The 12,415-nt window shown below is 67.0% G+C and carries 8 protein-coding genes; 7 read left to right on the top strand and 1 reads right to left on the bottom strand.

The window, feature by feature from the left end:
• Positions 1-90 precede the first annotated feature (90 nt).
• The 7 genes from AC1Q6P_RS06305 (at position 91) to AC1Q6P_RS06275 (ending at position 9,231) form a co-directional block, all read left to right on the top strand.
• On the top strand, positions 91-684 hold the full coding sequence (locus tag AC1Q6P_RS06305; protein WP_492664941.1) for a hemerythrin domain-containing protein: 594 nt from the start codon (positions 91-93) through the stop codon (positions 682-684).
• Between the two features lie 141 nt (positions 685-825).
• Positions 826-1,995, top strand: a complete 1,170-nt coding sequence (locus AC1Q6P_RS06300; RefSeq protein ID WP_492664942.1) for a TonB-dependent receptor — start codon at positions 826-828, stop codon at positions 1,993-1,995.
• Positions 1,996-2,011: 16 nt separating this feature from the next.
• Positions 2,012-2,455: a type 2 periplasmic-binding domain-containing protein gene (locus tag AC1Q6P_RS06295; RefSeq protein ID WP_492664943.1), complete on the top strand. Its 444-nt coding sequence runs from the start codon at positions 2,012-2,014 to the stop codon at positions 2,453-2,455.
• Positions 2,456-2,681: 226 nt separating this feature from the next.
• Positions 2,682-4,211 carry an HD domain-containing phosphohydrolase gene (locus AC1Q6P_RS06290; protein WP_492664944.1) on the top strand — a complete coding sequence of 510 codons (1,530 nt, stop codon included), beginning with the start codon at positions 2,682-2,684 and terminating at the stop codon, positions 4,209-4,211.
• On the top strand, positions 4,204-6,402 hold the full coding sequence (locus AC1Q6P_RS06285) for a PAS domain-containing sensor histidine kinase (RefSeq protein WP_492664945.1): 2,199 nt from the start codon (positions 4,204-4,206) through the stop codon (positions 6,400-6,402). The genes AC1Q6P_RS06290 and AC1Q6P_RS06285 overlap by 8 nt, the downstream gene beginning before the upstream one ends.
• Before the next feature lie 57 nt (positions 6,403-6,459).
• Entirely contained in the window at positions 6,460-7,179 is a 720-nt protein-coding gene (locus tag AC1Q6P_RS06280; protein ID WP_492664946.1) for a nucleotidyltransferase family protein, read from the top strand.
• A gap of 99 nt (positions 7,180-7,278) precedes the next feature.
• Positions 7,279-9,231 carry a sensor domain-containing diguanylate cyclase gene (locus tag AC1Q6P_RS06275; protein ID WP_492664947.1) on the top strand — a complete coding sequence of 651 codons (1,953 nt, stop codon included), beginning with the start codon at positions 7,279-7,281 and terminating at the stop codon, positions 9,229-9,231.
• Here the strand turns inward: AC1Q6P_RS06275 and AC1Q6P_RS06270 are convergent.
• Positions 9,218-12,403 carry a two-component regulator propeller domain-containing protein gene (locus tag AC1Q6P_RS06270; RefSeq protein WP_492664948.1) on the bottom strand — a complete coding sequence of 1,062 codons (3,186 nt, stop codon included), beginning with the start codon at positions 12,401-12,403 and terminating at the stop codon, positions 9,218-9,220. The genes AC1Q6P_RS06275 and AC1Q6P_RS06270 overlap by 14 nt on opposite strands.
• Positions 12,404-12,415 lie beyond the last annotated feature (12 nt).

The raw sequence follows: 12,415 nt of genomic DNA, 5'->3' as shown, positions 1-12,415 counted from the left end.
TGCAGCGCAAATTCGTGCCGCCGGAATCTGCCAGTCTTGCAGCTGCGTGCGCCTTCCCTCCTTCTCTCGCCGCGCCGCCCCGGAGGTTCCATGCCCACGACCCGCCCGCTGACCCTGCAGGTGATCTGCGACGAACATCGCGCCCTGGCTGCCATGCTGAGATCCCTGCCCTTGCTGCTGGCCGAGTTGCGCCGGCGCCAGGCGCAGCCTGACTTCGCCGCCCTGCGCGCCATGCTGTTCTACCTGGACGAGTTTCCCGAGCGCCTGCACCACCCCAAGGAGAGCAGCCTGCTCTTCCCCAAGCTGCGCGCCCGGGCGCCCGAGATCCGCAGCGTGCTGGATCGGCTGGACGAAGACCATCTGCGCGGCGAGCGCGCCATCCGCGATCTGGAGCATGCGCTGCTGGCCTTCGAGATCATGGGCGAGAGCCGGCGCGAAGCCTTCGAGCAGCTCTGCGAGCGCTATGTCCACGGCTATCTGCAGCACATGCAGGTGGAGGAAACGCAGGTCCTGCCCCTGGCCTTGCAGCATCTGAGTGCGCAAGACTGGGCCGAGCTTGACGAGGCCTTTGCCAGCAACCGCGACCCCTTGGCCGGCCATGCGGTGGATGCGCCCTACCAGGCCCTGGTGCAGACGGTGCTGCGCGCCTTGCCAGCGCCGCTGGGTTTCGGGCCGGCCTTGTAGGCCGATCGTCTCGCGCGAACAACGCACAAATGGGCGATAAACAACACCCTGTTCTGACTCAGACCTGAGCGGGCATCGGGCGATAAACGGAGACAGGCATCTCGCTGCGATGGTGCTGTTGATCCATTGGAAGGACCCAAGATGCGAAAGCTCCCTCTTCTCACGCCCCCCGCCTCTCCACGCACGCGCTCGCTGTTCAAGCCCTTGAGTCTGGCGATCGGCCTGCTCGGCGCCAGCGGCCTCAGCCAGGCTGTGGACTTCAGCTACTCCGGCTTCGGCAACGTCACCCTCGGCAAGGTGGTCAGCGCTGGAGGCATCGACATCGGCTATCCCGATGGCACGCAATGGAACTGCCCTTGCCTGATAGCGGACTTCTCGCACGGCTCGGTCTACGAGCAGAAATGGTCGCTCAAACCCGAGTCGCGCATCGGTCTGCAGGGCAACTGGACCTTCACCCCCGATCTGTCCTTCACTGCACAGGGTGTCGCACGCCATGCGGCGCAGAAGGCCAAGGCCGATCTGGAATGGGCCTACCTGTCCTACAACCTGACCCCGCAGCTGACCGTACAGCTGGGCCGCAAGCGCTTGCCGCTGTTCTTCTACTCCGACTACCAGGACGTCAGCTACGCCTACAGCTGGGTGCGCGTGCCGCCTGATGTCTACGGCTGGGCCGTCGTCAACTACAACGGCGCCAACCTGACCTACCGCGGCGATGTGGCCGGCTGGGCGGTGAAATCGAATGCCTACGTCGGCAGCGAACACACCAAGAAAAACCCGATCGCCAAGCTCGAGACCGCCGCGCCCTCGGACATCAACTGGGATCAGATGTGGGGCATCGACCTCGAAATCAACCGCGACTGGTTCACCGCCCGCCTGGCGCTGAACAAGTCCAAGCAGCAGCAATTCCGTGAGGGCGTGCAAACCTCGCCCGATCCGGCCACCGGCACGCACTCGCCGCAGACCTTCGCCGCCCTGTCCTTCGTCATCGACAAGGACAACTGGCTGTTGCGCAGCGAGATCTCCTACATCAACCGCTCACCGGCCCGCGGCAGCTACCGCGGTCGCATGATCGGCGCCGGCTACCGCTTCGACAAGTTCACGCCCATGGTCACCGTCAGTCAGCTGAAGGCCTACAACGCGGCCTTCACGACCCTGGTCGAGAAAGACGCGATGACCAGCTTCAGTCTGCGCTACGACCTCAGTGACACCAGCTCGATCAAGGCGCAGTACGACCGCAGCCGCTGGGACTTGCTGGACGGCAACGATGTGCGCCGCAAGCTCGTGACCCTGTCCTATGACTTTGTCTTCTGAGCGAGGGGCAGCCATCATGACGCAACACCAAACGCACAGCACACGCCGCCACACGGCCGCACTCGCCGCAGCCAGCCTCTGCCTCAGCCTGCTGGTCTCGGCCGCGCAGGCCGACACCGTGGTCATCGTCCACCCCAGCAATGCGTCGGCATTGGATGACGAGCAGATCAGCAAGATCTTCCTCGGCCAGACCAAGACCTTTGCCGGCGGCGGCGAGGCCATCCCGGTGGACCAGAAGGACGGAGCCGCCCGCGAAGACTTCGGCAACAAGGTGCTCAAGAAGAACCAGTCCCAGCTCAAGGCCTTGTGGGCCCGCCAGATCTTCACCGGCGGCGCCAAACCACCGAAGGAACTGGGTGGCGACGACGAGGTGCTGAAGTTCGTGGCCTCGACACCAGGCGCCATTGGCTATGTGGAGGCCGGCAAGGCCAATTCCAGCGTCAAGGTCGTCAAGCGCTAAGCTAGCGCGGGCTCGCTGCGGCCCTGCTTGCAAGCCCTGAAGCAGACTCTGCCGTGGTCAGCTGCAAGCGTGGCCACGGCAGCAGCGGCAATTCGCTCGTATTTCACATTTTTATCAATTTGAAATGTGCGTGCAGCGGCCTTCAAGCGCAAGCTAAAGACCCGAGAGCGCTGGGCCCGCATGCCGACATATTGTTGGATCGGGGCTTGGCGAAAAAGGTGCCACCATGATTGAGGACGCACGCAGCCCGGCGACCATCCTGCTGGTCGATGACGAACCTTCCATCCTGAGCGCCCTGCGGCGCCTGCTACGGCCCCAGGGCCACAAGGTCCTGATGGCCGAAGGCGGTGCGGCCGGCCTGGCGCTGATGGAGATGGAAACCGTCGATCTGGTCGTCTCCGACATGCGCATGCCGGAGATGGATGGCGTGCAGTTCCTCGAACAGGTGCGCGAGCGCTGGCCCAGCACCGTGCGCATCCTGCTGACCGGCTACGCCGACATCAGCTCCACCATCGCCGCCATCAACCGGGGCGCCATCCATCGCTACATCTCCAAGCCATGGGACGACCAGGACATCGTTCTGTCCATCGGTGACGGCCTGACACGCCATCAGCTCGAACAAGAGAACAAGCGACTGGCACAGCTGACCGCCGTGCAGAACGAACAGTTGCAGGACATGAATCTGCAACTGCAAGACAGCAACACCCAGCTGCAGAGCGTCAACACGCAATTGCAAGACGCCAACGGTCAACTGGCTGCCGTCAATGCCGAGCTCAAAACCAGCAACGAACAACTTGACAGCAGCAATCAGCAGCTGGCCAGTGTCAACGACGAGCTGGAACGACGCGTGCAAGAACGCACCCAGGAGCTGCAACAGGCGAATGAAGAACTGAGTCGCTCGCACGCCGCCATGGCCCAAGCCCATGAACAGTTGCAGCAAGCCCACATCCAGCTGGAGGAGAACTTCGCCCTGTCCATCAGCGTGTTCGCCGGTCTGCTGGAGCTGCGCGACGGCAGCGTCAGCGGCCATGGTCGGCGCGTCGCCACCCTGGCCGGCCGCATTGCCGAGGAGCTGAAGCTGGGCCCGGCCGAAGTGCTGGACATCCACAACGCCGGCCTGCTGCACGAGGTGGGCAAGATCGGCCTGCCGGACGAGCTGCTGCGCAAAACCGTGTCCCTGATGAGCGGCCAGGAGTTCGAACTCTACAAACGCCACCCGCTGCAAGCCCAGGCCGCGCTCATGCCGCTGGCACGACTGCACCAAAGCGCCCTGCTCATCCGCTCGCAACATGAGCGGGTCGATGGCAAGGGCTTCCCGGACGGCCTGACCGGCATCGAAGTCCCTCTGGGCTCGCAAATCATCAACATCGCCAGCACCTTCGAATCCCTGATCGCCGGCCGACTGGCCGAGAAGGTCTACTCCACCGAGGATGCTTGCAAAGCCATCCACGAGAACGGTGGGCAGCACTACGACCCCGAGGTCTTGGCCGCCTTTGACGCCGTGCAAGCCGCCCTGGCCCTCGAGAACGCGGCCGATCAGGAGATCACGGTCGCGGAGCTGCGCCCGGGCATGGTGCTGGCGCGCGACCTGCTGAGCCCGCATGGCAGCTTGCTGCTGCCGGCCGGCCATGTCTTCAGCAGCGCCCTGATCCGCCAGGTGCAGCTGATGGACCAGCGCGAACGCTTGACCGTGAGCTTCTTCATCAAGAAGCCTCAGGACGCACGCAAGTCACCACGTCAGGTGCAACATGCTTGAGTTCGATACGGCACCGCGCGAGGCCAGCGGCCTGGCCAAGGCACTCTGGGCTGCCACCGGCGGCGCCTCCGTGCTGCCGCCGGCCCCCGAAGTGCTCGACCCGGTCTGCGTGCATGCACTCAGCGCCGTCAGCGCGCCCTTGATGGTTCATGACGGCGAGCGCATCGTGTTCGCCAACGCGGCCCTGCAGCGCCTGCTCGGCTACAGCCTGGCCGAGCTCTGCCTGGTGCCGCACTACGCCTGGGCCAGCGAAGCGAGCATTGAGCCGGTCAAAGCCTACGGCGAGCGCTGCCTGCAAACGCAGGACGACCTGCCCACCTTGGAGTGCGAGGCGCTTACGGCCAACGGCTCGGTGCGCCACTTGGAAATCAGCGCCAGCCGCGTCGCCGGACCGCAGGGCCCCCTGGCCCTGCTCACCTGCACCGATCTCAGTGACATGCGCCATGTGCAGGACAGCCTGCTCAATGTCGGCCGGGTGATGTACCAGATCCTCGAAAACAACCCGGTCGCCACTTTTGTGATCGACACCGAGCACCGCATCACCCACTGGAACGCAGCCTGCGTGCAACTGACCGGCCTGTCGGCCAGCGAGATGGTGGGCAGCGATCAGACCTGGCGACCGTTCTTCAGCGAGCCCCGCCCCTTGATGGTGGATCTGATCGTGGATGGCAAGGTGATCGATGAGAGCGAGCTGCAAAGGCTGGCGGGCGCCAATTTGCGCGCCTCGCCCAGCCTGCCCGGCGCCTACGAAACCGAAGACTACTTTCCTCAGTTCGGCCAGAACGGTCGCTGGGTGTTCTGCACCGCCGCGCCGCTCTACGACACACAGGGGCGCCTGATTGGCGCCATCGAAACCCTGATGGACGTGAGCCGCCGCCATGCGGCCGAAGAAGAGCTCAAGCGCCACCAGCAAGAGCTTGAAACCCTGGTCGCCGAACGCAGCGCCGAGCTGCTGCGCAGCCACCAGGACCTCGACGCGTTTCTTGAGAACGCGTCGGTCGGCATCCTCTGCACCAGCAAGCGCCAGATCCTGCGCAGCAACAAGAAGTTTGCACAGATGTTCGAAATGGAGGGCCTCAGCAATGCCGAGATGGCGGCCTTCAACTACTTCCCTGATGCAGCGGCCTACAAGGCCATGCGCAATATGGCCCGACCGACGCTGCAAGCGGGCCAATCCGTGATGCACGAGATGGAACTGCGAACTGCGAGCAATCAGCTGATTTGGGTACAGCTGATCGCCTATCCGGCCAACCCCGGCGACCCCGATACCGCCGTCTGGTGGCTGCTGCAGGACCGCAGCGAAGTGATGCGCGCACAACGCGAACTGGTCAACAACTATCGCCAGATCCAACAAGCCAATGCCCGGCTGGAGGACGCGCAGAACCAGTTGCTGCAGTCGGAAAAAATGGCCTCCATCGGCCAGCTGGCGGCCGGCGTGGCGCATGAGATCAACAACCCGGTCGGCTTTGTCGCCTCCAATCTGGGCACCCTGCGTCGCTACATCGAATCCATGCTGCAGCTCAATGGCTTGTACGAAACCATCAACCACGCCACATTGCCCGACGAACTTCGCAAGCAGATCGAGTGCCTGAGACAGGAAGCGGATTTCGAGTTCATCCAGGAAGACCTGCCCCAGCTGCTGCGCGAAAGCGATGACGGCCTCGGCCGGGTCAAGAAGATCGTCCAGGACCTCAAGGACTTCTCGCGCGTCGATCAGGCCGATTGGCAGGATGCCGATCTCAACCAGGGCCTGGAATCCACCCTCAATGTGGTGCGGCACGAGATCAAGTACAAGGTCGAGGTGCGGCGCGACTACGGCCCGTTGCCGCCGGTGCGCTGCCTGGCGGCCCAGCTGAACCAGGTCTTCATGAACCTGATCGTCAACGCCGCCCATGCCATGCCGGGCCAGGGCCTGCTGCAGCTGCGCACCGAGGCGCAGGGCGACTGGGTCTGCATCAGCGTGCGGGACAACGGCCAGGGCATGCCGCCCGAGGTGATGCGCCGCATCTTCGACCCCTTCTTCACCACCAAGCCGGTGGGCCAGGGCACAGGCCTGGGCCTGTCGCTGTCCTTCTCCATCGTCAAGAAGCATGGCGGCCGCATCGAGGTCGAATCCGAACCTGGCGTGGGCAGCTGCTTCAAGGTCTGGATTCCCGTGCAAGGGCCAGGCACCGACACAACAACGGCCTGAACAGCCGCTGGGCACGAGGCAAGGGCGAGCCCGAGCGAGGGCCTAAGATTCGCCCCCATGCGAGCCATCATCCTCGCGGCCGGGCGCGGCGAGCGCATGCGGCCGCTCACCGACACCTGCCCCAAACCCCTGCTTTCCGTCCAGGGCAAGCCCCTGATCGTCTGGCATATCGAAGCCCTGGCTGCGGCCGGCGTGCGCGACATCGTCATCAACATCGCCTGGCTGGCCGAGCAGTTCCCGGCGGTCCTGGGTGACGGCAGCCGCTGGGGGGTGCGACTGCACTACAGCGACGAATCGCGCGAGCCGGTCGGCGCGCTAGAAACCGCCGGGGGCATCCGCAAGGCCCTGCCCTTGCTGACGGCCGGCAGCGAGCGCAGCTTCTGGGTCGCTTCCGCCGATGTCTTTGTGCCGGGTTTCCGCTTCGAGGCCGAGGCTGCCGAGCGCTTCGCGGCCGACGACGCCCTCGACGGCCGGCTCTGGATGGTGGCCAACAGCCCCCACCACCCGGGCGGCGATTTCGCCATCAGCCCCGAGGGCCTGGCCCTGAGCGAGCGCCACGGCGCGCCCGCCGATCTGCCGCGCCTGACCTGGGCCTGCCTGGGCCTGTTCAAGGCCCGGCTGTTCCAGGACCTGCCGCTCGGCCAGGCGGTGCGCCTGCGCCACAGCCTGGAAGACGCCATCGGCCGCCGCGCCCTGGCAGCCAGCGAGTACCGCGGCCCCTGGACCGATGTCGGCACCCCCGAGCGCCTGGCCCAGCTGAACGCAGCCGCCGGCTGACCATGCCCCCCTGCTTGCGGGCACATGCGGATTAGCCCGCATGCCCGTGCTCCGGGCCTGATTCAGAATCGGGCGAACACCACGGCCGGGACACCAAGAATGACCACCCCCCTGCCTCCGGCGCCGGACGCCCGCCGCCGCACGCTGATGCTGCTGCGCATCAGTGCCGCCAGCCTGCTGCTGGCCCTGCTGCTGCTCTTCACCCCGTCTCCGCGCGAACTGGCAGCGCTGCCCTTGGGGGCCGCATTGCTGGCCCTGCTGCCCTTGCTTCGATCGCCTGCCCGCACGGAGCAGGCCAAGGCCAGCGCCGCCAGCGCAGCCGATGAGCGCGAACGCCAGTTGCTTGATGCAATCGAGGCCCTGCCCGCCGGCTTCGAGCTCTGGGACGCCGAGGACCGCTTGCTGCTGTGCAACCAGCGCATCCGCGAGGACTACCCGCAGGTGGCCGAATACCTGGTGCCTGGCCTGCGCTTCAAGGATGTGCTGCGCCAATCCCTGGCCGCCGGCCTGGTGAACGAGGCTCGCGGACGCGAGGCCGACTGGCTGGCCGAGCGCTTGGCCGAGCGCGGCCAGCGCCTGCGCCCCCGCCTGCAGCAGTTCGGCGACCGCTGGCTGCATCTCTACGAGCAACGCACGGCCTCGGGCCAGCTGGTCTGCATCCGCCTCGATGTCACCGAGCTGGTGGAGACCCAACACGCCCTGGCCCGGGCGCAGGCGGCCGCGCAGGCCGAGCGCCAGCTGCTGGAGCGCGCGGTGGACGCCATGCCGGCCGGCATCGAGATCTACGACGAGCAAGATCGCCTGCTGCTGGCCAACCGCCGCGTGGTCAGCTGGATGCCCCACCTGGACTATGCGCAGATGCTGGGCAAGACCTTCGCCTTCATGCTGGAGCAGACCCGCGCCGCCGGCGCCCTGCCGGTGGAAGCCCATGGCATGGAGGAGGCCTGGATGGCCGAGCGCCTGGCACGCCGCGGCCGCAGCGAACAAGCCCATCTCCAGCAGCTCAGCAGCGGCCTGTGGCTGCGCGTTTCCGAGACACGCACGCCCGAAGGCTTCCTGGTCGCTGTGCGTCAGGACATCAGCGATCTCGTGCTCAAGGAGCGCGAGCTGCAAGCGAGCCAGGCACAGCTGCAGGCCATCATCATGACGGCCGGCGTGGCCATCGTCACCATCGACGCTGCAGGGCACATGCTCAGCTGCAACCCGGCCGTGGAACGTCTGTTCGGCCACCGGGCCGAGGAGATGCTGGGCCAGAACGTGTCCCTGCTGATGGACGAACCCGACCGCGGCGCCCACGACCATTACCTGCGCCGCCGTGAGGGCACCGAGGGCGAGCGTGAACTGCCCTTGCTGGGCCGCACGCGCGAGTTCAATGCCCTGCACAAGAGCGGCCGGTCGCTGACCGTGCAGGTCTCGGTGTCCGAGATCCGCGGCCCGCAGGGCAAGCAGTATGTGGGCGTGATCACCGACCTGACCGAACGCAAGCAGTTCGAGATCGAGCTGCAGCACGCCAATGAGCAGCTGCTGCGACTTTCCACCACCGATGCGCTGACCGAGCTGGCCAACCGCCGCCTGTTGATGCAAAAGCTCGAGGAGGAATGGCGCCGCGGCCTGCGCCTGGGCACGCCGCTGAGCCTGCTGCTGGTCGATGTGGACCATTTCAAGCTCTACAACGACCACTACGGCCATCAGGCTGGCGACAGCTGCCTGGTGCGAGTGGCTGAGGCCTTGCGCGCCAGCGTGGGCCGACCCACCGATGTGGTGGCGCGTTATGGCGGCGAAGAATTCGTGCTGCTGCTGGCCCAGACCGATGCCGCCGGTGCCATGGCGGTGGCCGAGCGCTGCCGCGCCAGCATCCGCGAGGCCGCCATCGAGCATGCGGTCTCACCGCTGGGGCCGCTGCTGACGCTCAGCCTCGGCGTCATCAGTGCGGTGCCGCTGCGTGGCGGCACGGCCTCGCAGTGGCTGGCTCAGGCCGATCTGGCGCTCTACCAGGCCAAGGCCCAGGGGCGCGATCGCGCCGTGGCCGCTGCCTTGTTCAACCCGATTTGAGCGCCGCGCCCAGGCCGGGCGAGCTGAGCCGCATCACGCCCTCGGCCTGCAACCAATCGGCGGCGGCTCGCTCGCGCAGTTGCTGGGCCGAACCGCTGCTGGCCTGCAGCACGCCCATCCAGCCATCGCGGCCGCCGCGCTTGACGGCGTAGAGCATGGCATCGGCCACATCGACCGTGCGGTTCCAGTCCAGCGCACGCGGATGCTGGGGCGACAGCGGGAAGCAGGCAAAACCGATCGAGCAGGTCTTGTGCAGCACCAGGCCATCGGCATCGAGCACAAAAGGCTTCTCGGCCACCAGGGCGCGCATGCGCTCGGCCAGCTCGGGCGCATGGCTGCGCGGGCTGCCGCGGGCGACGATCAGAAACTCCTCGCCGCCCCAGCGCACCAGATAGTCGGTGTCGCGGAAGACCTGGCGCAGGCGGTCGCGCATCTGGCGCAGCAGGCGGTCGCCGGCGGCATGACCGAAGCGGTCGTTGATGTCCTTGAAATGGTCGATGTCGATCAGGAAAAAGACCAGATCGGCATCCTCGGGCAGGACACCGCCTTGCCGGGCCTGGGCCTCGTGGCGGCGCAAGGTCATGGCGACATCGGCCTCGATATGCTGGGCCAGGAAGCGGCGGTTGCGCAGGCCGGTCAGGGGGTCGGACAGGCTCAGGTCCTCCAGCGCCAGCGATTTTTCTTCCAGCGCGCGCGACTTTTCCTGCAAGGCCGCGGACAGCGCCTCGAGTTCGGCCGTGCGTTCACGCACCCGCTCTTCCAGCACCCGCTGGCGGCGTTCCAGATAGCCGGTGCGCCAACGCACCAGGGCGTAGAGCAAGCCGCTGGCCAGCAGGGCCAGAGCCAGGCGCAGCCACCAGGTCTGCCACCAGGCCGGTTGCACCCAGATCGGGATCGCCAGCTCCTGCGGGCTCCACAAGCCGCTGCGGTTGCTGGCCCTGACCTTGAGCAGATAGCGGCCCGGGCTAAGGTTGCTGTAGCTGGCAATGCGCTGGGCCGAGCTGGTGTTGACCCAGCCACGGTCATACCCTTCCAACTGGTAGGCATAGCGCAGGCGCCCGGGGTCGCTGAAATCCAGGGCCGAGAACTCCAGGCTGAAGCTGCGCTGCTGCGGATTGAGCCGCAGGCCGGAGCCGAGCGCACCGGCGGGCATGCGCTGACCATCGATGCGCAGCTCGGTGGCCACCACGGGCGGCTGATAGGCCCAGCCCTCGAACTTCTCCGGGTCCACCACCAGCAGGCCGCGGCCGGCCCCGAACAGAAAACGGCCGTCGCGCAAGCGGGTGTAGGAGCGGAACCAGCTGGTGCCGGCATCGGCGCCATCGGCCGGGGTCAGCTCGTAGAGATGGTCGCGGTTGGGGTCGTAGACATAGTTCTGGCTCCAGATGCGGCCGCGCTCGTCGTCCAGCAGATTGGCACCGAAGCTGCGGCCGCCAATGCCCTTGCGATCGCTGATGGCATCGAAGCTGGCCTGGCGCCCGTCCCAACCGCTCATCTGGTGCAGGCCGGTGGCGGTGTCCACCCAGAGGCGCTGGCGGCGGTCGATCAAGAGGCCGGTGATGATGCTGTTGCGCAAGCCCTGGCCCGGAGCCATCGGCACGGCCTGAAGCTCACTCGAACCCACAGGGCGCAGGAACAGGCCGGCTTCACCGCCGACCCAGAGCGTGCCGTCGGCCCCTTCGGCGATGGCGTTGACCTCTCCCTTGAGCGCCACGCCCCCGGCCAGGCTGATGCGGCGCGCGGCGTTCTGCCCTGGCGGCAATTGAAACAGCCCGTCCTGGGTGCCGATCCACAGCTCGCCCTCACGGCCGAAAACGGTGCGGCGCATGCGCCCCTGACCCACGCCCAGGCTTTGCAGTGCGCGGCCCTGGCCATCCACGCGCAGCAACTGCGAATCCACGCCCACCCAGACCGTGCCATCGGGCGCCCGCGCCAGGGTGGACACGCGCACCGCCTCCTGTGGCCCGCGCCGCAGGGCGGCGCGCAGGTCGATCTGGCGCCGCACCTTCAGCTGCGCGTCCAGCACGCCGATGCCTTGCGAGGTGGTACCCACCCAGACCTCGCCGCTGTCCAGCTCCAGCAGACTGCGGGCATTGGGGTCGTCGAAGACCGCGTCGCCATCCTCATCGAGCTTGCGCACGCCGATGCTCTGGTTGTCGGCGTCATGGCGTTGCAGGCCGCCGCCGAAACCGCCCACCCACATCCAGCCGCCACGGTCCTGCAGCAGGCAGCGCACCTCGTTGCCGCCCAGGCTGCTGGGGTTGCGCGGGTTGTGACGCAGGGTCTGCAGCAAGCGCCCGTCGGACACGGCGCGCAGCTCCAGCCCCCCAGCTCGCCCCACCCAGATCTGGCTGGGCCCGGCCTGAGCCATGGCATAGACCGCGCCCCGCGGCCCTGTTGCGTCGATCACTCGCAGCCGCCGGCTGCCCGGGTCGATCAAGGCCAGATCGCCTTGCTGGGTGCCCAGCCAGATTTGGCCGTCTTCGGCCTGATGCAGGCGCAGCACGATGGCCGGCCCCGCCCCCAAGCCGGGCAGGGGCACGGGCTCGAAGCGATCGCTGTTCGCGGCCTTGCGGGCCAGACCGCCGAGCCCGCCGATCCAGAGCGTGCCCTGGCGATCGAGCAGCAGGGTCTGCACGCTGTTGTCGGGCAGGCTGCCGGCCCGGCCGGGCTCATGGCGGAAATGCTCAAAAGTCTGTCCCACCGGATCGAAGCGGCTCAAGCCCTGCAAGGCCGTGCCCAGCCAGATCTGCCCATCGGGCGCCTCCGCCAGGGCCAGCACCGTGCCGCTGGGCACCGTGCGCTCGGGCTGGGCCGGGTCGTGGCGGTAGAGGGTGGTGGATTCGTTGACCGGATCGTGCACGACCAGCCCACCAGAATCGCTGCCGATCCACAGCCGGCCGTCGCGCCCGCTCAGCAGCACACGCACAAAGCCCAGGCTGCGGCTGTCGATCGACGCCCCTCCGCGCTGTTGCGCCTGCAGCGCCGGCAGCTGCAACTGCCGGAAGTTGTAGCCATCAAAGCGCAAGAGCCCCGCCGCCGAGCCCACCCAGAGAAAGCCCTTCTGATCCTGGGCCAGGGCGGACAGCACATTGTTGGGGATCACCCCGTTCTGGCCGACCGCCTCGAAACGCAAGGGCAGCTCGATGCCGGTGCCAGGCGCCGCGCTCACTCGGGCCTGAAG

This window comes from Roseateles sp. GW835-FHT13E02 (genome assembly GCF_058794035.1).
The sequence above is the reverse complement of the archived record's forward strand: the minus strand, read 5'-3'. Positions and strand labels throughout refer to the sequence as shown.

Excerpts from the sequence above, each read along its gene's own strand:
- AC1Q6P_RS06305 (WP_492664941.1), top strand. The coding sequence starts at position 91 with ATGCCCACGACCCGCCCGCTGACCCTGCAGGTGATCTGCGACGAACAT.
- AC1Q6P_RS06300 (WP_492664942.1), top strand. The coding sequence starts at position 826 with ATGCGAAAGCTCCCTCTTCTCACGCCCCCCGCCTCTCCACGCACGCGC.
- AC1Q6P_RS06295 (WP_492664943.1), top strand. The coding sequence starts at position 2,012 with ATGACGCAACACCAAACGCACAGCACACGCCGCCACACGGCCGCACTC.
- AC1Q6P_RS06290 (WP_492664944.1), top strand. The coding sequence starts at position 2,682 with ATGATTGAGGACGCACGCAGCCCGGCGACCATCCTGCTGGTCGATGAC.
- AC1Q6P_RS06285 (WP_492664945.1), top strand. The coding sequence starts at position 4,204 with ATGCTTGAGTTCGATACGGCACCGCGCGAGGCCAGCGGCCTGGCCAAG.
- AC1Q6P_RS06280 (WP_492664946.1), top strand. The coding sequence starts at position 6,460 with ATGCGAGCCATCATCCTCGCGGCCGGGCGCGGCGAGCGCATGCGGCCG.
- AC1Q6P_RS06275 (WP_492664947.1), top strand. The coding sequence starts at position 7,279 with ATGACCACCCCCCTGCCTCCGGCGCCGGACGCCCGCCGCCGCACGCTG.